The organism is Actinoplanes campanulatus, from assembly GCF_014647795.1.
Taxonomy (GTDB): domain Bacteria; phylum Actinomycetota; class Actinomycetes; order Mycobacteriales; family Micromonosporaceae; genus Actinoplanes; species Actinoplanes campanulatus.
The window spans coordinates 65,220-85,712 of sequence record NZ_BMPW01000022.1; the positions used below are offsets into that span (position 1 = coordinate 65,220).

Here is a 20,493-nt window from a genome sequence, read left to right on the forward strand (position 1 = left end):
GAAGTGCGGATCGCGTTCTTCGCCACCTGCCTGGCCGACACCCTCTTCCCGGAGGCGGCCAAGGCCACGGTGCGGCTGCTCGAACGGCTCGGGCACGAGGTGGTGTTCCCGTTCGAACAGACCTGCTGCGGGCAGATGCACATCAACACGGGCTATCAGAGGGAAGCGCTGCCGCTGGTCAAGCGATACGCGCAAACCTTCGATCGGTACGAGGTGATCGTCGTGCCGTCGGGATCCTGCGCCGGGTCGATCCGTCACCAGCACACCATGGTCGCGTCGTCCTACGGCGACGCCGGGCTCGCCGCCCGCAGCGAGTCCGTGGCGGCCCGCACCTACGAGCTGTCCGAGCTGCTCATCGACGTGCTGAAGGTCGAGGACGTGGGGGCCTACTACCCGCACCGGGTCACCTACCACCCCACCTGCCACTCGCTGCGGATGATCCGGGTCGGTGACAAGCCGCTGCGGCTGCTGCGGCAGGTCCGCGGACTCGACCTGGTGGAGCTGCCCGCGGCGGAGCAGTGCTGCGGGTTCGGCGGAACGTTCGCGCTCAAGAACGCGGAGACGTCCACCGCCATGCTGGCCGACAAGATGACCAACATCGTGTCCACCGGGGCGGACGTGTGCACGGCCGGCGACACGTCCTGCCTCATGCACATCGGCGGCGGGCTGTCCCGTCTGCGTACCGGGGTGCGGACCGTCCACCTCGCCGAGATCCTGGCCTCGACGGAGTCCTCATGACCACCTTTCTCGGGATGCCGGCCACCGCGCCGCGCGGCGTCGGGCACCTCCGCGGTGACCAGCCGTTCCCGCGCGCCGCACACGACGCCCTCGGCAACTCGCAGCTGCGGCGCAACCTGCGGCACGCCACCACCACGATCCGCGGCAAGTCCGGCCGGGTGATCGCCGAACTGCCGGACTGGCAGCGGCTGCGCGACGCCGGATCGGCGATCAAGGCCGACGTGATGTCCCGGCTCCCCGACCTGCTTGTTCAGTTGGAGTCGCGGGTGACCGAGGCCGGTGGCGTGGTGCACTGGGCCGCCGACGCCAACGAGGCCAACCGGATCGTCACCGACCTGGTCCGGCAGACCGGCTCCGAGCGGGTCATCAAGGTCAAGTCGATGGCCACCCAGGAGATCGGGCTCAACGAGGCCCTGGAGGACGGCGGAATCACGCCGGTCGAGACCGACCTCGCCGAACTCATCGTGCAACTCGGCGACGACAAGCCCAGCCACATCCTCGTTCCGGCCATCCACCGGAACCGGTCCGAGATCCGGGAGATCTTCCTGCGGGCCATGCCCGGGGTCGACCCTTTTCTGTCGGACGACCCACCGGCCCTGGCCGCGGCTGCCCGGCGCTATCTACGGGAGACGTTCCTCTCCACCTCCGTGGCGGTCAGCGGGGCCAACTTCGCCATCGCCGAGACCGGCACCCTCGGCGTGGTCGAATCCGAGGGCAACGGGCGGATGTGCCTCACCCTGCCGGACACCCTGATCACCGTGATGGGCATCGAGAAGGTGCTGCCCACCTGGCGTGACCTGGAAGTCTTCCTGCAACTGCTGCCGCGGGCGTCGACCGGGGAGCGGATGAACCCGTACACCACCATGTGGACCGGCGTCACCCCCGGCGACGGGCCGCAGAACTTCCACCTGGTGCTGCTCGACAACGGGCGCAGCGCGGTCCTCGCCGACACCGTGGGACGGCAGGCGCTGCACTGCATCCGCTGCTCGGCCTGCCTCAACGTGTGCCCGGTCTATGAACGGACCGGCGGGCACGCGTACGGGTCGGTCTACCCGGGGCCGATCGGGGCGGTGCTGTCGCCGCAGCTCACCGGCATCGAGGACAACGCATCCCTGCCGTACGCGTCGTCGCTCTGCGGGGCCTGCTTCGACGCCTGCCCGGTCAAGATCGATATTCCGTCGATGCTGGTGCACCTGCGCAACAAGGCGCCCCACTCGCCGGCCGAGAGAGCGGCCATGGCGGCCGCCGCCTACACCATGAGCCGGCCGCGCCTCTACGCGTCGGCCCAGCGGGCGGTCAAGATGGCCCGGATCGCGGGGCGGCGCGGGCGTGGTCTGCCGCCGCCGCTGTCCGGCTGGACGGCCGGGCGCGACCTGCCCGAATTCCCGAAACAGACCTTCCGCGATTGGTGGGCCCAGCGATGAGCATCGGTTTCCGCCTCGTGCGGGCTTTCCGCGACGGGTGGGCCGCAACGATGAGTGCCGGTTCTCGTTCCTTCCGCGATGGGTGGGCCTCCACGGTGAGTGCCGGTTCTCGGGCCTTCGATGATGGGCGGGCCCGGTGACGAGTTCCTCTCGGGAGTTGATTCTGGACCGGATTCGGGCCGCCCTGCGGGATGCGCCCATCGTCGGTGAGGTGCCGCGGGAGTACCGGCCGGCCGGGACCGACAGCGCGGACCTCGACGTGCTGATCGACCGGCTGGTCGACTACAAGGCCGAGGTCTACCGGGTCAGCGCCGGCGAGGTGGCGGCCACCGCCGCGCGCCTCGCCGGGGAAGGGGGCGCGGTGCTCGTACCCCCTGGTCTGCCTATGGAATGGCGCCCGGAGGGTGCCCTCACCGACGACGGCCTTGCGCCGGACCGCATCGCCTCGGCCGGCGCCGTGCTCACCGCGGCGGCCGTCGCCGTCGCCGAGACCGGGACCATCGTCCTGGACGCCTCACCCGACCAGGGGCGGCGCATCATCACCCTGCTGCCGGACGTGCACGTCTGCGTGCTCCGCCCGGATCAGGTGGTCGCCTCGGTGCCGGACGCGATCGCCCGCCTCGACCCGCGCCGCCCCCTGACCTGGATCAGCGGGCCCTCGGCGACCAGCGACATCGAACTGAACCGGGTCGAGGGCGTCCACGGCCCCCGCCACCTGCACGTCCTCATCCTCGACTCCTGAAATCCCGCCGGCCGGTGGGTCAGCGGCGCGGATCGTGGGACGTGGCGTGAGCCGCGACGGCCAGCCATGCCACATAGCTCCACAGGGTCAGGCGTTCGGTCAGGCCGACGAGGCTCTCCCACGGGCCGAAGGTCAGCGCCCGGCTGCCCTGGACGTCCATGAACGTGAGGACCAGGACCAGGTAGGCGATCACGGTGAGGACGGCGGTGACCGTGAGCCGCCGGGCGGCGGGCCGCCGACGTGGGTCACGGCGCCAGACCCGGGTGAACAGGACCGCGGCGGCCGGGAGGCTGGTGAAGGCGAGCAGGGCGGCCAAGCCGTGGACCATGCCGGACGTGCTCGGCGGGCGGTCCCACTGACCGTAGGGATCGGTGGGGAACAGAGCACCCAGGATGAGGGCAGCGATCCACACCACGAGCAGGGTCGTTGCCGCTTTCCCGCCCGCTGTCCATCGCGGCCCGCCCGCTGTCCATCGAGGGCCGTCTGCTGTTCGGAGGAGGGCGGTCTCCGCCGGCTGGGGCGTGGGTCGTGGTTCGTTGCCGGAGATGATCCGGTGCAGCAGGGCGGTGGAGGCGGTGGCCAGGCTCAGCAGCGCCAGCGGGATCAGCCAGCCCGCGTCGGCGTGCGCGTAGTGGCTCACCATCGCCTCGATCGGGCTCCAGTCCGGATTGATCAGGTCGGCGGCGCCGGTGGCGGTCACGTAGCCGGCCAGCCCGGCGTAGACGGTGAGCCGCTGCCGACGCATGGTGCGGGGGCGGGTCAGGGTGGTGTTCATCGAGCCTCCTCGTGCGGGGTCGACTCGACGGTAGGGAACAGGAAAGGCCCGGCACGTCGTCCGTTGGTCGTCACCCTCGGATACTCCGATCGATGTACCTGATCGACGGTGAGTAGGCCGGGTGGAAGCGCACGGACGCCGGTCCGTGTGGCGCCGTCCGGCTCATGAGCGGGGTGAAGCGCCACACCGGCGTTTGCGTGTGCGGTGGTCGTGCCCGGGGGCGGCGTAGGCCGTACCGGAAGAGAATTCAGAGAAGGGTGAGGGTCTCGATGCGGGCCAGGAGGTCCTGGGCGGTGAAGGGCCTGGCCAGGCAGTCGTCGGCGCCCGCGTCGAAGGCGGCCGCGGCATCCAGCCCGCGGCCCTGTTCGGTGAGCAGCAGGATGGGGATGTCGGCGGTGCACCGGTCGGCGCGGATGGCGCGGCAGAGCCGGCCGGCGGACATCGCCCCGGCGGTGTGGTCGAGGCTCGTGCCGAGGACGGCGCAGTCGGGCAGGTGGGCGTGGGCCGCGCGCAGGGCGGCCTCGCCGGTGTCGCGGGACGCCACCTCCAGGCCCGCCGAGTGGAGCACCGTCTCGATGAGGCGCAGCAGGGTCGGATCGTCGTCGACCACGAGGACGGAAGTCACCACAACCTCCTTGATCGCTACCTAGAGTAAATGCCGTGTCGGCGTCCAGCTGGACGATGGGCCGCCTGCTCCGGCTGGGGATCGCGGTCGCGCTGGCGGCGGTCGCGCTGGTGGGGGTCACCGGGTTTCTGCGTAACAACGAGATCCTGCAGGCGCAGACGGCGGTCCTGCGTTCCCAGCAGGTGCTCGGCCAGATCGGGGAGCTGCGGGCGGTCGTTCAGGCGGAGCCGGTCGCCCAGGACGCGGTACGGCTGCGCGTCGCGGAACTGGGCGAGGTGGCCGGCGCCGATCCGGTGTACCAGCGGTTGTTGCCGCTGGTGGGTGCGCCGGCGCCGGACGTGGCGGGGATGCGGGCCGCCGTCGAGGAGATGCGGCGGCACGAGGAGACGCGGCTCGACCGCGGCCTGCGGGAACTCGGCGCCGTCTCGCGGACCAACCGGTGGCTGATCGTCTGGGTGTCGGTGGTGGCGGCGCTCGCGGTCCTGATCGGCGGTCGCCTGCTGGTGTGGCGCTGCGGCCGGACCGCCGGGGAGATCGCCGCCGCCGCACGCGGTGCCCGGCCCGCGCCCGTGGACGGTCCCCGTGAGCTGGCCGAGCTGGCCACCGCCTGGAACGAGTCGCTGGCCGCCGGCGCGGCGGCCCGTGCGGCGACCCGGACGGAGGCGGCCGCGGCGCATGCGGCCGGTTCGGCGTTCGTGGACGCGATGCGGCAGGAGATCCGTACGCCGATGACCGCCCTCACCGGCATGACCGGCCTGCTGTTGGAGACGCCCCTGGACACCCGGCAGCGGGCGCTGGCCGAGACCGTGCACGCCAGCGGGTCGGCGCTGCTCACCGTGGTCGGCGACCGGCTCGACCTGGCCGCGGCCGAGGCCGGTGACCTGGTTCTGGAGCGGCGGCCGTTCGCGCTGCGCGGCTGTGTCCGGCGGGCGCTGGAACCGGTGGCCGGCGAGGCCTCGGCGAAGGGCCTGCGCCTGGAAGGTCGTCTCGCGCCGGGCTGCCCGGAGTGGGCCGGCGGTGACGAGCGGTGGGTACGCCGGATCCTGACGGCGCTGCTGCGTCCGGCCGTCGCCGGGACCGGGCACGGCACCGTCACGGTCACCGTGTCGGAGGCCGAGGGGGCCATCCGGTTCGCGGTGGCCGACACCGGACTGGGCGTGCCGGCCGAGCGGCACAGCGACGCCGGGGTGCTGCTGGCGGGGCGGCTGGCCGAGGCGATGGGCGGCGGGATCACCACCGAGTACCGCCCGGGGGAGGGCGCCACGGTCACCGTCTCGGTGCACTTGGACGAGGTGGAGCAGCCGGAGCGGTCCGGGGAGCCGTACGCCGAGGTGGGACCCGGACCGCGCGACAGCGAGCCGGACATGATCCGTGCCCGCGCCGAGGTGATCGCCGGGCCGGAGGCCGGGGCGCCGGATCGCCGCCGTCTCGCCGGGATCCTGCACCGTTTCGCCGACCGCCTGCCCGGTGTGCTCGACCGGATGGATCGGGCGGTGGCCGACGGCGACACCCGCAACCTGGCCCGGCTGGCGCACGGCCTCAAGGCGTCGGCGGCCACCCTGGGCGCGAACCGGTTCGCGGCGCTCTGCGCGGACCTGGAGGATCGCGCCCACCACGCGCACGGCGATCCGGCGCCGGTGCTGCGGGACCTGCACGAGCGGGCGCGCGAGGTGGGCGACAGCATGGAGTCGGTGTCCCGGCGGCTCACCCGATCCCGCGACCGTGCGCCGGTGAACAGCAGGAGCAGCGGCGATGAACGTCATGAACGGCCCGGCACCCCGCGATCGTAAAAGCCCGGCGGATCCCGGTGCGAACGGCCACAATCAACCGGTGTGAGCAGGAAAACGGGGCGAAACGGTCGGCGGATCGGCGCCCTCCTCGTGGTGGCGGGCGCCGTGGCCGCCGGGATCATCCTGGCCGTGCAGCGGAACGAGACCGCCACACCGCCCCCCACCGTGGTCGCCGACCGCGGCGAGGTCACCCGGGTCGTGGCCACCACCGGCACGGTCGAACCCGCCGCCACCCTCGGCCTGGCCTTCGGAGTGAACGGCACCGTCGCGTCGGTGTCGGTACGCCCCGGCAACCGGGTCACCAAGGGGCAGGCCCTCGCCGCGCTCGACGGCACCGGCGCGGCCGACGACGTGACCGACGCCGAGGCCGCCCTGTCCGAGGCGCAGAGCCGGCTCAGCGAGGCGAGGACCGTCTCGGTGAGCACCACGGCCAGCGCCACCGCCTGCGCCCGGCCGAAAGCGGCGGCCGCCGGACCGTGCGCCACCCGGGGCTACCCGGACACCGGCGGCGATCCGGTCCTCACCGCCGAGCAGCAGGTCTACCAGGCCGCGCACCGGGTCGAGGAGGCCGAGGAGGCGTTCAAGGGCACGACCCTCAAGGCGCCGATCGCGGGCACCGTGCTCGCCGTCGAGGGCAGCGTCGGCGACCACGCGCAGCGCGGGTCCACCTTCGTGAGCCTGGCCGACACATACGCCATGCGGGTCCGCGCCGCGTTCCCGGAGGCCGACGCCACCGCCCTCGAGACCGGCCAGTCCGCCACCATCACACCGGCCGGGTCGGACGGCACGTACGCCGGCGAGGTGGTGCAGGTCGACCCGGTCGGCACCCGGGACGGCACCCTGGTCCGGTACGGCGTGCTGCTGTCCGTCGCCCACCCGCCGAGCGATCTGCTGGTCGGGCAGAGCGCCCAGGTCGAGGTTCGTACCGGCCAGGTGGACAGCGCGCTGCGGGTGCCGTCGACCGCGGTCCACGACGTCTCCGGCGACTCCGGCACGGTGCTGGTGCGCAGCGGCGGGCAGTCGGTCGCGCGCACCGTGACGCTCGGGTTGCAGGGCGACGAGTACACCGAGATAACCGGCGGACTCGCCGAGGGCGACCAGGTCGTACGTTTCCGGTGATCGCGGAATCCGTGGAACACCGGATCACGAACCGCCCGGAAGGCATGATGACGGTGTGAACGCGCTGCGCCGTCCCACCACGCTGGTGAACGCCCTGCTGGTGCTGCTGATCGTCGGTGCCGGGCTCTGGAGTTGGACCCTGCTGCGGGACGCCTCGGGGACGGCCCGGGCGAGCGCCTCGGGCGTGCGGACGGTGACCGTCACCGAGGGCACGGTCACCCGGACCGTGTCCGCGGACGGCACCGTGGCCGGCGCCGCCACCGCCACCGCCACCTTCACCACGCCCGGAACGGTCGCCTCGATCAAGGTGAAGGTCGGCGACCGGGTCGGCGCGGGCGCCCTGCTGGCCCGGGTCGACCCCACCGGTGCCGAACGCGACCTGGAACTGGCCCGGGCCGACCTGGCGGCCGCCGAGGACGCGGTGGACCGTGCCGAGGACGCCGGCACCGACACCGGCCCCGCGGCCGACGCCGTCACCGAGGCCGAACTGACCGTCGACGAGGCGGAGGCCGCGGTCGCCGGGACGAAGCTGACCGCGCCGATGGGCGGGACGGTGATCGCTGTCAACGGGTCGCTGGGCGGGTCGAGCACCACGGACAAGAGCGGGTTCGTCGACCTGGCCGACCTGAACAAGCTCCAGATCACCGCCGCCTTCCCGGAGGCCGACGCCACCGAGCTCCAGGAGGGCCAGAGCGCCACCATCACCTGGAACGCGCTCCAGGGCGCCGGGACCACCGGCACGGTGACCGCCGTCGCCCCCACCGCCACCAGCGAGGACGACGTGGTGACGTACGGCGTGACGATCAGCCTCCCGGACCCGCCGGAGGGCGCCAAACCCGGCCAGACCGTGAAGGTCGCGGTCGTCACCGGCAACGTGGACAACGCCGTCATGGTCGACTCGGTGGCCGTCACCAGCGCCGGCGACCGGAAGACCGTGACCGTCCTGGGCGGTGACCGCAGGCAGGAGATCCGACAGGTGGAGGTGGGCCTGGAGGGCGACGACGTCTACCAGATCACCTCGGGCCTGACCCCCGGCGAGCGGGTCGTGCTGCCGGGCCCGCGATGACCGGGACACCCGTTCTCGACGTGCGGAACCTGACCAGGGTCTACGGCGACGGCGCCACCGAGGTGCGCGCCCTCGACGGCGTGACCCTCCGGGTGGAGCGGGGCGAGTACGTGGCCGTCACGGGCTCGTCCGGCTCCGGCAAGTCGACGCTCATGAACATCCTGGGCTGCCTGGACACCCCCACCACCGGCGGCTGCCTGCTGGACGGGGTGGACGTCGGCCGGCTCACCGACGCGCAGCTCGCCCTGGTGCGCAACCGGCGGATCGGATTCGTCTTCCAGGAGTTCAGCCTGATCCCCCGGATCAGCGCGGTGGCCAACGTCGAACTGCCCCTGGCGTACCACGGGATCAAGCCGGCCGAGCGGCGCCGCCGTGCCATGTCCGCCCTGGACCTGATCGGCCTCGCCGACCGGGCCGACCACGAGCCCCACCAGCTCTCCGGCGGGCAGCAGCAGCGCGTCGCGGTGGCCCGGGCGCTGGTCACCGAGTCGGCCCTGCTGCTGGCCGACGAGCCCACCGGCAACCTGGACAGTCACGCCACCGAGGAGCTCCTGTCCGTGTTCGACGAGCTGAACGCGGCCGGCCGGACCATCGTGATCATCACGCATGAGCCCGGGGTGGGCGCCCGCGCGGACCGCCTGATCACCCTGTTCGACGGGCGGATCGTCGAGGACTCCCGGCAGGAGCCGGCCGGACGGCACGCGGCGGCGGCCTGAGATGAGCCTCCCCGAGATCGTCCGATCCGCGTTCCGGGGCATCGGGGCCAACGGACCGCGGTCCCTGCTCACCGTGCTCGGCATCCTGATCGGCGTCGCCGCCGTCATCCTGCTGGTCGCCGTCGGCAACGGCTCCGCCCAGGGTGGCTCCAACACGCTGACGATCATGGGCACCGGTCTCACCATGAAGATCGCCGAGTCCCTCGACGACCCGGTGCTCGCCCCCGGCGTGCGGTCGGTCTCCCCGGTGGCCGGCACCTCCGCCATCCTCACCTGGGAGGGCGCCGAGCACCGGAGCGACTCGTTCATGGGCACCGTGCCCGGCTGGTTCACCGCCGCCGACTCCCCGGTCGAGACCGGAGCGATCTTCACGGCCGACGACGAGGCGCAGGCCCGCCGGGTCGTGGTGATCGGACGGACCGTGGCCGAGGAGCTGTTCCCCGGCACCGACCCGGTCGGTCAGCGGGTCACCGTCGGCGGGGCCCTGTTCAGCGTGATCGGCGTGCTGAAGGAGAAGAGGGACGCCGGCGACACGGCGGTCGCCCCGATCAGCGCGGTCCAGCAGGTCCTCGCCGGGTACGGCCCGCTCAGCGCCATCCTCGTCGAGGCCGGGGACGCGTCGCCGGCCGACACCGTCGAGGGACAGGTCAGCGCGATCCTCGACACGAAACTGGAACCCGGCTCCTACCGCGTGGTGAACGCCTCCCAGCCGCTCGAGACACGGACCGCGACGGCCCGCGCCTTCACCACCCTGCTCGGCGCGGTCGCCGCCGTCAGCCTGCTCGTCGGCGGCCTCGGCATCACCAACATCATGCTGGTCACGGTCGCCGAGCGAACCCGCGAGATCGGCATCCGCAAGGCCCTGGGCGCGCCCCGCCGGGTGATCCTCGCCCAGTTCCTCGTCGAAGCCACCCTGCTCAGTGTTATCGGTGGAGGTCTGGGCGTGGCCGTCGCCTACCTCGGCAGCCACTTCTCGATCGCCGGCGTCCAGCCGGTGATCGTGCCCGGTTCGGTCGCGCTCGTCCTGGGCGTCTCCGTACTGATCGGGATCTTCTTCGGCGGCCTGCCCGCCGTCCGTGCCGCCGGCCTGCGCCCGATCGACGCCCTTCGCTACCCATGAGGAAATCCGTGACCAGCCACGACACCGAGGCCCTGCCGCTACCGCCCGACCTCGGCGAGGAACTCGCCGCCGCCGCCCCGCGCCGTTGGTGGAACCGCACCACGATCGCCCTGCTCGGCGTGGTCCTGCTGGCCGGCGGCTTCCTGGCCGGAGTCCAGGCCCACGAACGCTGGGGCACTTCGGCGCCTTCCCCACAGAACGCGGGCGGGCCGAGCGGCGGTCCGGGCGCCCACCCGACCGGGTCGCCCGCCGCGGGTGGCGCCACCGGGACCGTTCAGCTCGTCGACGGCGACACTCTCTACGTCACGACCGCGAACGGCGAGACGGTCACCGTCCGGACCGGCGACGCCACCACGGTGAAGGTCAGCCAGACCGCCGGCCTGGAGACCCTCACCTCGGGACTGCCGGTCACCGTCGAGGGCGCCCCGGACTCCGAGGGCGTCATCACGGCGACGTCGATCACGGCCGGTTGATCCTTCATCGGTACGCCGTCCGCAGTCCCCGACCGCATCCCCGATCCGTTCCGCCCTACCGCACGGCCTCGCTGCGGCCTCCCGGCCGCAACGCCGCCGCCGGGCGGAGGCGGCCCCTCACCCTCCGTTCCCGCCGTGTGCCAGGGTGATGGGTATGGATGCGCTTCGGAAGCTTTTTCGGGAACTGCACACGGCCGGCACCTTCGTGATCGCCAACGCGTTCGACGTGGGGTCGGCCCGGGTGCTGGAGGGGGCCGGGTTCCCCGCCCTGGCCACCACGTCGTCGGGGCTGGCGGCCACCCTGGGGAAGCTGGATCAGCAGGTCACCAGGGATGAGCTGGTGGCCCATGTCGCGGCGGTGACGGCGCGGGCCGGGGTTCCGGTGAGTGTGGACTCGGAGCGGCTGTTCGCGGAGACCGCCGAGGAGATCGCGGAGACCGTGGATCTGCTGGCGGAGGCCGGGGCTTCCGGGGTGTCGATCGAGGACTACGACCCGGTGACACGGGTGGTGGAACCGCTCGCGGTCAGCGTCGAGCGGGTCGCGGCCGCGGCGGAGGCCGGCCGGCGGCACGGGCTGGTGCTGACCGCCCGCGCCGAGAACCATCTCTACGGGGCCGGGGATCTCGACGACACGATCGAACGGCTGGTGGCCTACCGGGATGCGGGGGCCGACGTGCTGTTCGCGCCCGGGGTGAAGGCCGCCGGGGACATCGAGCGGGTGGTCGCCGCCGTCCGGGCGCCGGTGAACGTGCTCGCCCTCCCGGGCACGCCCAGCGTGCCGGACCTGGGGAAGCTCGGGGTCCGGCGGGTCTCGGTGGGCGGGGCGCTGGCCTGGGCGGCCTACGGGGCGGTCCGGGACGCGGCCAGGGAGTTGCTGGAGACGGGAACCACCGGGTTCCGGGCTCACGGTCTCACCCCGGCCGAGGTCAAGGCCGCCTTCGGAGGCTGAGTCCCTGGTTCACGCCAACCTCCCCCACTTCACCGGCGCTTCACAGCAATGCGGGTGGGATAGCCACAAAGCTGTTCCAAGGGGGAGGAAAAACATGAAGAGGACGATCGCGATCATCGCGGCCTGTGCCGTGGTGCTGGCGAGCGCCGGCGTGGCGGCGGCGGCGGCGGTTCCGTCTCCGTTGACGCTGGTGGCCGCGGGCAGGACGGTGACGGCGGAACGGTACGTCGACGGCGACGACGTCTATCTGTCCTTCAACCTGGGCCTGCACGTGATCGCCGGGAAGGACCCGCTGGTGGTCCGGGCCTCCAGGACCGGTCGTTGCCGGCCTGGGGCATCGCCCTGTCCCAGGAGGACGGGAAGTGGTACGTGAACTTCGGCGCCACGGTCTGGAACGCCGGCACGTCCCCGCTGGTGGTGGACGGCTTCCGGCGGACCGGAACGGATCTGATGGACGCCTACCAGTACTTCTTCGACGCACACGGCAAGCAGGTCGGCTCCCGGCCGGCCGGCACCATGGAGTGGGACGACCGGGAGGGCCACAAGCACTGGCACTTCACCGACTTCGCGCAGTACACGCTGCTGAAGAGCGACAAGAAGCTGGCGGTGCGCAGCGGCAAGGAGGCGTTCTGCCTGGCCAACACGGACGCGGTCGACTACACGATCGCGGGCGCGAAGTGGCGGCCGGAGAACACCTCGCTGGAGACCTCGTGCGGGGCGAACACCGTGGTGGCGGTGCGTGAGGTGCTGGACATCGGCAACGGCGACACCTACACCCAGGACCGGCCCGGCCAGTCGTTCGACATCACGAACCTGCCGAACGGCACCTACTACATCCAGGTGAAGGCGAACCCGAGCAACCGTCTGGGCGAGCTGACCACCGGCAACAACACCGCGCTCCGCAAGATCGTGCTGGGTGGCACGGCGAAGAAGCGCACCCTCACCGTGCCGGCGGTCCACGGCATCAAGGGCTGACCGTCTCCCGGCCGGTCGTCCGCGAGTCGAGGAAGTCCAGGTCGGCCTCCCAGCCCAGACCGGGCGCGGAGGGCACCTCGACGAACCCGCCGTCGCAGACGACCGGCTCGCGTGTGACGTCCCGGGCGTAGTACTTGTCCGAGCCGGAGACGTCCGACGGCAGGGTGAAGCCGGGCAGCGAGCTGAGCGCCACGTTCGCGGCCCGGCCGATCCCGAACTCGTGCATGCCGCCACACCACACCGGCACGTCGTGGGCGACGGCCAGATCGTGGGCGCGGACCGCGGGGGTGAGCCCGCCCATCCGGGAGACCTTGATGTTGAGGATCCGCCCGGCGCCCAGCCGCAGCGCGGTGACCAGGTCGTCCACCTCCTCGACCGACTCGTCCAGGCAGATCGGCGTGGTCAGGATGGCTTGCAGCGCGGCGTGGTCGGTCAGAGCGCGCGGGGCGAACGGCTGCTCGATCATCAGCAGGCCGAGACCGTCCAACTCCTCGAAGACCGCGCGAGCATCGAGCGCATAGGCGCCGTTGGCGTCCACGTGCACCGGCACGGACGGGAAGGCGGCACGGACCGCGCGGACCGGCTCGACGTCCCAGCCCGGCGCGATCTTCAGCTTCACCCGCCGGTACCCCTCGGCCACCCGGGCCTCGACCTGGGCGAGCAGGTCGTCGATGGTGGCCTCGATGCCGAGCGACACACCGGCTTCGACCTTCGCCCGCTCACCCCCAAGAGCTTTGGAGAGGGGTACGCCCATCGCGCGCGACCACAGTGCCCAGCCCGCCATGTCGAACCCGGCCCGCGCGAAATGGTTCCCCCGCACCTTCGCCATCGCGGCCGCCAGCTCGGACGGATGCTCCCACCGGGCGGCCAGCACGAGCGGCGCCAGGAACGTGCGGGCCACCGCCCAGCAGCTGTCCACCGTCTCGGCGGAGTAGAACGGGCCGCTCGGCGAGGCGATCTCACCCCAGCCGACGGCCCCGTCCGAGCCGGTGAGCGTGACGAGGATGTGCTCCAGCTCCCGTTTGGCGTGGGAGCTGGTCTGAAATCGGTGCACGAGCGGCAGCCGGACCCGGCGCAGCTCCACCTTCTCGATCCGGATCATGTCTCGTCCGTGTAGAGGCCCAGCTCCGTGGCGAGGTCGTCACGGTCGCGCAGGCGGCGGCCGGCACCCTTGGAACTGGCGATGGTCAGGGTGGCGAGCAGGTGCAGGGCGAGCACGACCGAGGTGGGCGAGTTCGCGTACGACGCGCTCTCCGCGCCGATCACGATGCCGGCCGTCGCATGGGCGGACAGCGGGGTGTCGTCGGCGTCGGTGATCAGCACCAGGTCGCCGCCGCGCCGCACGTACGCCGACGCCGCGTCCACGGTCTCCCGGCGGTAGCGGGACATGGACACGGCGATCAGCAGGTCGCCCTGCCGGATGTCGCTGAGCACGTCGAGCGGCCGGGCCGAGGCGCCGTCGACCAGGTGCACGCCGGACAGCCCGGCGCTCAGGTCGACCGCCAGCATCGAGGCGTAGCTGAGCGACTTGCCGTGCCCGATCAGGTAGCGCCGACGGGCCGACACGATCAGGGCGGCGGCCCGTTCGATGGCGTCCTGTTCGGCGGCCCAGGCCAGCGCCTTCTCGAACTCGGTGCGCTGCTGCTCCAGGACACGCTGCTTGAGCACCTGGGCGGAGCGGCGCTGCACGTTGCGGTCGAACCGCTCGGACGGGGTGGAACGCCGGGTCGTCACAGTTCAGCATTCTCGAACGTGTAGACGACCCGGTCCACGGCCCCCGGCACCCGGGCGACGTCGACCAGACGGCCGCCGGACGCGAACCGCTCCTGGAGGCTCGCGCGCAGCCGGGCCCGGTCGGACAGCGACGGCGCGGCGAACCGCGGGTCGGCCGGGGTCTGCACGGGCGGGCCGGGGACGCCGGACTTGCGGGCGTGCCACAGGTCCCAGCTGACCAGGATCCGGTCGGTGTCGCCGCCGTAGTAGCCGGGCATGAACCGGACCCCGGTGGCGCCCAGCACGGCCAGGTTGAAGTGGGCGTTGCGCAGCGCGTACGGATCGAAGGTCCACCGCATGGTGCGCGCCCCCGTGCCGCGCGCCACCTCGGCCTGCGCCTGTTTGAGCAGGCGGCCGACGCCGAGGCTCTGGGCCTCGGGTGCGACGACGGCGGCCTGCGAGTAGTGGTAGAGCTCGCCGCCGTCGACCGCGGAGAAGCCGTAGCAGAAGCCGACCACCTCGCCGGACGGGTCGAGGGCCCCGATCACCGAGCCGGAGTTCTCCCGGAGGGCGGCCAGCAGGCGGGGGCTCACCCCGTACTCCGGCTGCTCGTAGCCGAAGACCGTCCGGTAGAGGCGGGCCGCCGCAGTCCACTCGGCGAGCCCGTCGAGCTCCCGCACCGACAGCTCCATGCCGCACCTCCGGGTAAAGATAGGGAACGTATGAACGCCATCTTTGCAACATCATCGCTCGTTGACAACGTTGTGACGGGAACTTAGCGTTCGCATATGCCGTCACCCGAGTTCGAAGCGCTGCACCGGTACACGGTCCTCGAGTCACCCACCGGGGATGCCCGGTCGCTGGCCGCCCTGGCCGAGACGCTGGAGGCGGACGCCGGGCGGGCCGGATTCACGACCGCCCGCGAGCCGCACCCGACCGGCGACCACCTGCTCTGGAGCCTGCCCGCCCGCGGCGTCGCCGGTCCGCCGATCCTGCTGCTGTCCCACTACGACACCGTGTGGCCGGTCGGCACGCTCGCCGCCATGCCCTGGTCGGTGGAGGGTGACGTGGTGCGCGGCCCCGGCGTCTACGACACCAAGGCCGGTCTCGTCGCGCTTCTCGCGGCGGCGGCCCGGATCAAGGGTCAAGATCATCCGGAGGTACGGGTGATCGTCGTCGCCGACGAGGAGATCGGCTCGCCGAGCGCCGGGGACCTGGTGCGCGCCGAGGCCGGGCGGGCCGCGGTGGTGCTCGGCCTGGAGCCGCCGCACCCGGGCGGCGATCTGAAGACGGGCCGCCGGGGCAGCACCCGGGCCCGGATCGAGGTGACCGGGGTGGAGGCGCACGCCGCACTGGACCCGGACTCCGGGGCCAACGCCATCGACGAGCTGGTCGACCAGCTCGTCCACTTCCGGGCGGTGGCGGCGCGGCGGCCGGTGCTGCTGAACACCGGGACGATCGCCGGCGGCGGCCGGACCAACGTGGTGGCCGGGCGGGCGCACGCCGACCTGGGGCTGCGGTTCTCCGATCCGGCCGACGAGGAGGCGCTGCTCGGAGAGCTGCGGGCGCTGCGGCCGGTCCGGGAGCGGGCGGCCGTGTCGGCGCGGCTGCTGTCGCACCGGCCCACCTGGCGGCCCGACCCCGCCGGGGCCGAGCTGCTGGACCGGATCCGGGGCATCGCGGCCGGTCTCGGGCAGACCCTGGACGGCCGGCCGGCCGACGGCGCGGCCGACACCAACACCACCGGCGCGCTCGGGCGGCCGACCGTGGACGGGCTGGCGCCCCGCGGCGGCGGTGCGCACGCCCGTACCGAATGGGTGTCGGCCGGCGGCATGGCCGAACGGACCGCCCTGCTCACCGCTCTCCTCGGCCCCTCGGGTCTGATCCCGCGGCTCCGGTGAGCGGCTCGTCGGGCGGGACCAGCTCACGGTCCGCCTCGGCCCGGGGACGTGCCGCCGGATGGCGGGGCATGTCCTCGGGTTTCTTCTCTTCCGGTTCGCGTTGATTTTTCATGTCAGCCGAATTCCCTGTTCCCGCCGGTTTAGACCCGCGCAGGCCGGGGTATCAGGCGGGCCTGGAGGGGAAATCGATGCTGAGCGATGATGATCGGCGCACCCTCGCCGAGCTGGAGACCGAGCTCGAAGCCGACCCCGAGTTCGCCGCGCGGATGGCCGCGCCGGAGTCCGAGGTCCGGTTCCCCATCGTCTTCGTCCTCTGCGTCGCCCTGTTCGTACTGGTTCCCCCGGTGATGATGCTGTTCGGGTGGCCGGGTCTGATCATCACGGTGGACGTGTTCGCCACCGTCATCGCCGTCATCCTGATCGCGCGCCAGCGCCGGGAGCATTGACCTCCGGCTCTCAACGATTTCTCAACCGGGCGTGCTCTCATGACCGCACCATGAGCGCGTACCTCCTGGTCGTCGATGACCGGCCCACCATCCCCACCGAGCGCCGATGAGCGCCCGGCCTCTCAGGCTCTCGCTGGTCGCCGGAGTGACCGGGCTGACCGCGGCGGCGCTGGCGATCACCTGGCTGACCGCGGCGCTGGCGTTGCGCGCGTACCTGCTGGAGCGCATCGACGACCAGCTCGCCGGGGCGGCGGCCCTGGTCCGGCAGGGGGCCGTTCCGCTGCCCGAACCGGGCCCGCGCTCGGCGCCGCCCGTCACCGACTACCTGATCGAGTTCCGCAGCGCCGACGGGCTCACGGTCCGGCTTGCCGGCGGCACCCCGCTGCCGGCCGAACCGCTGCTGGACAGCGCCGATCCCGCCGTGCCGGGCCCGCAGACCGTGCGCGGCGCCTACCGGGTCCGGGTCGTTCGGGGCGTCAACGGGACGGTGCTGATCGGCCTGCCGCTGGCCCCGGTCCGGGACGCCGTCACCCGGCTCGCCATGACCGCCGCGTTCACCGCCGTCACGGTGCTGACGCTGCTCACCGTACTGGCCCGCTGGCTGGTGATCCGCCGGCTGCGCCCGCTCGAGGAGATCGCCGCCACCGCCGGAGCGATCGCCGACGGCGACCTGGACCGGCGGGTCGGTGCCCCGGAACCGGGCAGTCCCGAGGCCCGGACCGAGGTGGGCCGGCTCTCGGTGGCGGTCGACGGCATGCTCACCCGGATTCAGACCAGCATGGCCGTGATGCGCACCTTCGTGGCGGACGCGTCGCACGAGCTGCGCACCCCGCTCACCTCGATCAGCGGCTACCTCCAGCTGATCCGCGGCGGTGCGGTCGACCTGGCCGCCCGGCCCGACGTGCTGCACCGCCTCGAGGAGGCGTCCGGCCGGATGGGCGTGCTCGTCGACGGGCTGCTCTACCTGGCCCGGCTGGAGTCCGAGCCGCCGGCCCGGCGCGAACCGGTCGACCTGGCCGTGCTCGTCCACGACGCGGTCACCCACGCCCGCGCCGTCGAACCGGACCGTCCGCTGACCGTGCTGATCACCGCCCCGGTGACTGTCGTCGGCGACGAGGGCACCCTGCGCCGGGTTCTGGCCAACCTGCTCGGCAACGTCCGCGCGCACACCCCGCCCGGCACCCCGGCACAGATCACGGTGTGCGCGAACGGCGACCGGGTCCGGGTCACGGTCGCCGATCAGGGGCCCGGGATGACGGCCGAGGCGGCGGAGCGGGCGTTCGAGCGGTTCTGGCGGGCGGACGCGGCACGGACGTACGCGGGTGGCTTCGGCCTGGGTCTCGCGATCGTGGCCGAGGTGGTGCGTCTCCACGGCGGCGTCACCGGCATCGACACCGGCGACGGTGTCGCCGTGTGGTTCGAACTCCCCCTCTGACTATCATCCGCCGCGCATCCCGGTGTCACACGGAATCAGCCGGACAGCATCTGACTCAGTCGAAGATGGAGATCCGGGTGCGGTGGTGGCGGGGGTTCTCGATCTCGTCGAGTGCCGCCACCGCCAGGTCGGCGTAGGAGAGGGTCGAACCGGTCGCGGTCTCGCCGCCGGTGCGGTAGCGGCCGGTCCTCGGGGCCGCGGCGTCCAACTGCGCCGGTGGGGTGATCATAAGCCAGTCGACCGGAGTGTCGGCGGCGCGGAGGTGTTCCAGGCCGGCGGTGTGGGCGAGGGCGAACGGGCGGAACTCGGCGGGCAGGACGGCCGGATCGGCGAGGAGCAGGCCGCCGTCGGCGGCGCGCAGGTTGGCGAACAGGCCGATCAGGACGAGACGCGGCACGCCCGCCGCGGCCAGGCCGGTGAGCAGGGCGTCGTCGGCGGTGACGAACCACTTCTCGTCCAGGTGGCCGAGGGCCGCCAGTTCCTCGGGGCCGGAGGCGGGGGAGACCGCGTTGACCGCGGCGTCGTGGCCGCGGACGAGGTCGGCGATGGCGGCGGCGTCCTGGACGTCGCCCTGGACGACACGGTCGGCGCTGAGCGAGGGATGGCGGGCCGGGTCGCGGACGACCCCGGTCACCCGGTGGCCGCGGCGGTGCGCCTCGGCGGTCACGGCGCGGCCGGCCCGGCCACCTGCTCCGAAGATGACGATGCTGGTCATGGCGCGGACGCTAATCGACGGGGGTCTGGTTACCGCAACGAAACCGGCAGTACGGTGGGCTTCGTGACGACCGAGTTGAAGCCGGACATGTTCGCACCCGAGTGCCCCACCCGGCAGGTGCCGATGCGGATCGGTGACAAGTGGACGGCGATGATCGTGCTCTGTCTGGAGGACGGGCCGCGCCGGTTCGGCGAGCTGCTCGTGCCGTTGTCGGCGATCACGAAGAAGGTGCTGGCCGAGACGCTGCGGGCGATGGAACGCGACGGCCTGGTGACACGCACCGAGTTCCCGGCGAACCCGCCGCACGTGGAGTACGCGCTCACCCCGCTCGGCCGCAGCCTGCTGACCCTGATCGACGCGGCCCGCGACTGGTGCGCGGAGCACCTTCCGGAGCTGACCGAGGCGCGCCGGGCCTACACCAGCTCCTTCAGCGCCGCGTCGAAGATCTCGTGATGCCGGGCCACGTCGGCGAGCGTGGTCTGCGGGCACATCAGCGCCATGTTGTGGAATGGGGTCAGCAGCACACCGCGGTTGGCCAGGTAGACGTGCAGGAAGTCTTCCAGTTCGGCGTCCGCGCCACGGGCTGACTCGGTGCCGTTGCGCGGGGCCGGGCTCGCGAAACGGTACTCGACCCGGGCGCCGAGGCGGCTCACCGACCAGGGCAGCCCGTACCCCTCGATGATCTTCACCAGGCCGTCGGCGAACGCCGTCGCCGTCTCGATCATCCCGGCGAACGCGGCCTCGGTGAGCACCTCGCCCAGGGTGGCGCGGGTCGCGGCCATCGACACCGGGTTGCCGGCCAGCGTGCCGCCCACCCCACCCATGTCCACCAGGTCCAGGTCGTCTCTCCCGCTGAGCGTTCCGGCCAGCTCCGCGCTCAATCCGTACGCCCCGACGGGCACCCCGCCACCGATCGCCTTCCCGATCGTCACCACGTCCGGCTCCAGTCCCCAGTACGCGGTCGCCCCGCCCGGCCCGGCCGAGAACGTGTGCGTCTCGTCGTTGATCAGGTAGGTGCCGTACCGGCGGGTCAGCTCCCGCACCCCGGCCAGGTAGCCGTCCTCCGGCAGCACGATCCCGATGTTCGTGAGCGCCGGCTCCATCAGCACGGCCGCCACGTCGCCGTACGCCAGCTCCCGCTCCAGCCCCGCCAGATCGTTGAACTCGGCCACCCGGCTGGTCATCGTGACGTCCACCGGCGCGCCCACGTTGCCCTCCCGGGAGACGCCCCGCCCGTCCGGGCCCACCACGATCAGCGACTCGTCCACCGAACCGTGGTAGCAGTAGCTGTTCACCAGGATCTTCGACCGGCCGGTGATCGCGCGCAGCAGCCGGATCGCCCACCGGTTGGCGTCCGTGGCGGTCAGCGCGAAACTCCAGGCCGGCAGCCCGAAACGGCGGGCCAGCTCAGCGCCGGCGACCGCGGCGTCCTCGGTCGGCATCATGGTGGCGAGGCCGTTGCGGAGACGCGCGGTGACCGCGGCGACCACCGGCTCGGGGGAGTGGCCGGCCATCGCACCGGTGTCGCCGAGAGCGAAGTCGACGAACTCGTTGCCGTCCACGTCGGTGATCCGGTTACCGCGCGCGGAGTCCAGATAGATCGGGAAATTTCCGGCGGCCTTGTTCATCCAGGTCATCGGCACCCGTCCGAACAGGTGGGTGGCGTTCGCGTACGCGGCCCGGGACCCGGCGTGGCGGTCGGCGAAGGTGGCGAGCTCCCGCGCCGTGAGAGCGGCGAGACGGGCGCGGGAGAGGGAATCCGTCGACATGG

Annotated in this window: 23 protein-coding genes; 16 read left to right on the forward strand and 7 right to left on the reverse strand. The window is 72.6% G+C overall.

Translation table 11 applies throughout. From position 1 onward, the window contains the following. The first annotated feature begins 3 nt into the window (after window positions 1-3). The 3 genes from IEZ13_RS35380 to IEZ13_RS35390 all read left to right on the forward strand — a co-directional run bounded on the left by IEZ13_RS35380 (window position 4) and on the right by IEZ13_RS35390 (window position 2,904). Window positions 4-738 (forward strand): (Fe-S)-binding protein, encoded by a 735-nt coding sequence (locus IEZ13_RS35380; protein WP_183219903.1) that lies wholly within the window; start codon window positions 4-6, stop codon window positions 736-738. Further along, window positions 735-2,162 carry a LutB/LldF family L-lactate oxidation iron-sulfur protein gene (locus IEZ13_RS35385; RefSeq protein WP_183219905.1) on the forward strand — a complete coding sequence of 476 codons (1,428 nt, stop codon included), beginning with the start codon at window positions 735-737 and terminating at the stop codon, window positions 2,160-2,162. The genes IEZ13_RS35380 and IEZ13_RS35385 overlap by 4 nt, the downstream gene beginning before the upstream one ends. A gap of 136 nt (window positions 2,163-2,298) precedes the next feature. Beyond that, complete coding sequence (locus tag IEZ13_RS35390; protein WP_183219907.1) at window positions 2,299-2,904, forward strand: LutC/YkgG family protein; 606 nt, start codon at window positions 2,299-2,301, stop codon at window positions 2,902-2,904. A 19-nt stretch (window positions 2,905-2,923) separates the two neighbouring features. Here the strand turns inward: IEZ13_RS35390 and IEZ13_RS35395 are convergent, their stop codons facing one another. Both IEZ13_RS35395 and IEZ13_RS35400 read right to left on the reverse strand, forming a co-directional pair. Further along, window positions 2,924-3,679 carry a DUF998 domain-containing protein gene (locus IEZ13_RS35395; protein ID WP_183219909.1) on the reverse strand — a complete coding sequence of 252 codons (756 nt, stop codon included), beginning with the start codon at window positions 3,677-3,679 and terminating at the stop codon, window positions 2,924-2,926. Between the two features lie 247 nt (window positions 3,680-3,926). Further along, window positions 3,927-4,304 carry a response regulator gene (locus tag IEZ13_RS35400; RefSeq protein ID WP_183219911.1) on the reverse strand — a complete coding sequence of 126 codons (378 nt, stop codon included), beginning with the start codon at window positions 4,302-4,304 and terminating at the stop codon, window positions 3,927-3,929. Between the two features lie 35 nt (window positions 4,305-4,339). Between IEZ13_RS35400 and IEZ13_RS35405 the strand changes: the two genes are divergently transcribed. From IEZ13_RS35405 to IEZ13_RS35445, 9 genes are all read left to right on the forward strand, one after another. Next, window positions 4,340-6,094, forward strand: a complete 1,755-nt coding sequence (locus IEZ13_RS35405) for an Hpt domain-containing protein (protein ID WP_229795439.1) — start codon at window positions 4,340-4,342, stop codon at window positions 6,092-6,094. A gap of 42 nt (window positions 6,095-6,136) precedes the next feature. After that, window positions 6,137-7,213 carry an efflux RND transporter periplasmic adaptor subunit gene (locus IEZ13_RS35410; protein WP_183219913.1) on the forward strand — a complete coding sequence of 359 codons (1,077 nt, stop codon included), beginning with the start codon at window positions 6,137-6,139 and terminating at the stop codon, window positions 7,211-7,213. Between the two features lie 55 nt (window positions 7,214-7,268). After that, window positions 7,269-8,279: an efflux RND transporter periplasmic adaptor subunit gene (locus IEZ13_RS35415; protein WP_229795441.1), complete on the forward strand. Its 1,011-nt coding sequence runs from the start codon at window positions 7,269-7,271 to the stop codon at window positions 8,277-8,279. Beyond that, on the forward strand, window positions 8,276-8,995 hold the full coding sequence (locus IEZ13_RS35420) for an ABC transporter ATP-binding protein (protein ID WP_183219915.1): 720 nt from the start codon (window positions 8,276-8,278) through the stop codon (window positions 8,993-8,995). The genes IEZ13_RS35415 and IEZ13_RS35420 overlap by 4 nt, the downstream gene beginning before the upstream one ends. Before the next feature lies 1 nt (window position 8,996). Further along, complete coding sequence (locus IEZ13_RS35425; RefSeq protein ID WP_183219917.1) at window positions 8,997-10,115, forward strand: ABC transporter permease; 1,119 nt, start codon at window positions 8,997-8,999, stop codon at window positions 10,113-10,115. Window positions 10,116-10,123: 8 nt separating this feature from the next. Beyond that, on the forward strand, window positions 10,124-10,588 hold the full coding sequence (locus tag IEZ13_RS35430; RefSeq protein ID WP_183219920.1) for a DUF5666 domain-containing protein: 465 nt from the start codon (window positions 10,124-10,126) through the stop codon (window positions 10,586-10,588). A gap of 154 nt (window positions 10,589-10,742) precedes the next feature. Further along, window positions 10,743-11,537 (forward strand): isocitrate lyase/PEP mutase family protein, encoded by a 795-nt coding sequence (locus IEZ13_RS35435; RefSeq protein WP_183219922.1) that lies wholly within the window; start codon window positions 10,743-10,745, stop codon window positions 11,535-11,537. 94 nt (window positions 11,538-11,631) lie between these two features. Then, window positions 11,632-11,910 carry a hypothetical protein gene (locus IEZ13_RS35440; protein WP_183219924.1) on the forward strand — a complete coding sequence of 93 codons (279 nt, stop codon included), beginning with the start codon at window positions 11,632-11,634 and terminating at the stop codon, window positions 11,908-11,910. Then, window positions 11,859-12,512, forward strand: a complete 654-nt coding sequence (locus tag IEZ13_RS35445) for a lysyl oxidase family protein (protein ID WP_229795443.1) — start codon at window positions 11,859-11,861, stop codon at window positions 12,510-12,512. The genes IEZ13_RS35440 and IEZ13_RS35445 overlap by 52 nt, the downstream gene beginning before the upstream one ends. Here IEZ13_RS35445 and menC read toward each other — a convergent pair. The 3 genes from menC to IEZ13_RS35460 are packed head-to-tail and all read right to left on the reverse strand — an operon-like array spanning window position 12,502 to window position 14,917. Next, window positions 12,502-13,614 carry an o-succinylbenzoate synthase gene (gene menC, locus IEZ13_RS35450; RefSeq protein ID WP_183219926.1) on the reverse strand — a complete coding sequence of 371 codons (1,113 nt, stop codon included), beginning with the start codon at window positions 13,612-13,614 and terminating at the stop codon, window positions 12,502-12,504. The two genes, IEZ13_RS35445 and menC, sit on opposite strands and share 11 nt — an antisense overlap. Then, window positions 13,611-14,246, reverse strand: a complete 636-nt coding sequence (locus IEZ13_RS35455) for a MurR/RpiR family transcriptional regulator (protein WP_183219928.1) — start codon at window positions 14,244-14,246, stop codon at window positions 13,611-13,613. Before IEZ13_RS35455 ends, menC begins: the two co-directional genes overlap by 4 nt. Continuing rightward, window positions 14,243-14,917, reverse strand: coding sequence for a GNAT family N-acetyltransferase (locus tag IEZ13_RS35460; RefSeq protein WP_183219930.1), 675 nt, complete (start codon window positions 14,915-14,917; stop codon window positions 14,243-14,245). Before IEZ13_RS35460 ends, IEZ13_RS35455 begins: the two co-directional genes overlap by 4 nt. Window positions 14,918-15,013: 96 nt before the next feature. Between IEZ13_RS35460 and IEZ13_RS35465 the strand changes: the two genes are divergently transcribed. From IEZ13_RS35465 to IEZ13_RS35475, 3 genes are all read left to right on the forward strand, one after another. Beyond that, complete coding sequence (locus IEZ13_RS35465; RefSeq protein WP_183219931.1) at window positions 15,014-16,126, forward strand: M20/M25/M40 family metallo-hydrolase; 1,113 nt, start codon at window positions 15,014-15,016, stop codon at window positions 16,124-16,126. A gap of 188 nt (window positions 16,127-16,314) precedes the next feature. Then, window positions 16,315-16,572, forward strand: coding sequence for a DUF3040 domain-containing protein (locus IEZ13_RS35470; RefSeq protein ID WP_183219933.1), 258 nt, complete (start codon window positions 16,315-16,317; stop codon window positions 16,570-16,572). A gap of 106 nt (window positions 16,573-16,678) precedes the next feature. After that, entirely contained in the window at window positions 16,679-18,007 is a 1,329-nt protein-coding gene (locus IEZ13_RS35475) for a sensor histidine kinase (protein WP_183219936.1), read from the forward strand. A gap of 55 nt (window positions 18,008-18,062) precedes the next feature. On the opposite strand, the gene IEZ13_RS35480 is transcribed toward IEZ13_RS35475, so the two are convergent. Further along, window positions 18,063-18,722: an NAD(P)-dependent oxidoreductase gene (locus tag IEZ13_RS35480; RefSeq protein ID WP_183219938.1), complete on the reverse strand. Its 660-nt coding sequence runs from the start codon at window positions 18,720-18,722 to the stop codon at window positions 18,063-18,065. Window positions 18,723-18,785: 63 nt separating this feature from the next. Between IEZ13_RS35480 and IEZ13_RS35485 the strand changes: the two genes are divergently transcribed. After that, window positions 18,786-19,175, forward strand: coding sequence for a winged helix-turn-helix transcriptional regulator (locus IEZ13_RS35485; protein WP_229795445.1), 390 nt, complete (start codon window positions 18,786-18,788; stop codon window positions 19,173-19,175). On the opposite strand, the gene IEZ13_RS35490 is transcribed toward IEZ13_RS35485, so the two are convergent. Next, window positions 19,136-20,491 carry a transaminase gene (locus tag IEZ13_RS35490; RefSeq protein ID WP_183219939.1) on the reverse strand — a complete coding sequence of 452 codons (1,356 nt, stop codon included), beginning with the start codon at window positions 20,489-20,491 and terminating at the stop codon, window positions 19,136-19,138. The genes IEZ13_RS35485 and IEZ13_RS35490 overlap by 40 nt on opposite strands. Between the last annotated feature and the right edge of the window lie 2 nt (window positions 20,492-20,493).

Coding starts and splice junctions, on each gene's coding strand:
- IEZ13_RS35385 (WP_183219905.1), top strand. CDS start 735: ATGACCACCTTTCTCGGGATGCCGGCCACCGCGCCGCGCGGCGTCGGG.
- IEZ13_RS35395 (WP_183219909.1), bottom strand. CDS start 3,679: ATGAACACCACCCTGACCCGCCCCCGCACCATGCGTCGGCAGCGGCTC.
- IEZ13_RS35420 (WP_183219915.1), top strand. CDS start 8,276: ATGACCGGGACACCCGTTCTCGACGTGCGGAACCTGACCAGGGTCTAC.
- IEZ13_RS35425 (WP_183219917.1), top strand. CDS start 8,997: ATGAGCCTCCCCGAGATCGTCCGATCCGCGTTCCGGGGCATCGGGGCC.
- IEZ13_RS35435 (WP_183219922.1), top strand. CDS start 10,743: ATGGATGCGCTTCGGAAGCTTTTTCGGGAACTGCACACGGCCGGCACC.
- IEZ13_RS35440 (WP_183219924.1), top strand. CDS start 11,632: ATGAAGAGGACGATCGCGATCATCGCGGCCTGTGCCGTGGTGCTGGCG.
- menC (WP_183219926.1), bottom strand. CDS start 13,614: ATGATCCGGATCGAGAAGGTGGAGCTGCGCCGGGTCCGGCTGCCGCTC.
- IEZ13_RS35460 (WP_183219930.1), bottom strand. CDS start 14,917: ATGGAGCTGTCGGTGCGGGAGCTCGACGGGCTCGCCGAGTGGACTGCG.
- IEZ13_RS35465 (WP_183219931.1), top strand. CDS start 15,014: ATGCCGTCACCCGAGTTCGAAGCGCTGCACCGGTACACGGTCCTCGAG.
- IEZ13_RS35470 (WP_183219933.1), top strand. CDS start 16,315: ATGCTGAGCGATGATGATCGGCGCACCCTCGCCGAGCTGGAGACCGAG.
- IEZ13_RS35475 (WP_183219936.1), top strand. CDS start 16,679: ATGAGCGCCCGGCCTCTCAGGCTCTCGCTGGTCGCCGGAGTGACCGGG.
- IEZ13_RS35480 (WP_183219938.1), bottom strand. CDS start 18,722: ATGACCAGCATCGTCATCTTCGGAGCAGGTGGCCGGGCCGGCCGCGCC.
- IEZ13_RS35490 (WP_183219939.1), bottom strand. CDS start 20,491: ATGTCGACGGATTCCCTCTCCCGCGCCCGTCTCGCCGCTCTCACGGCG.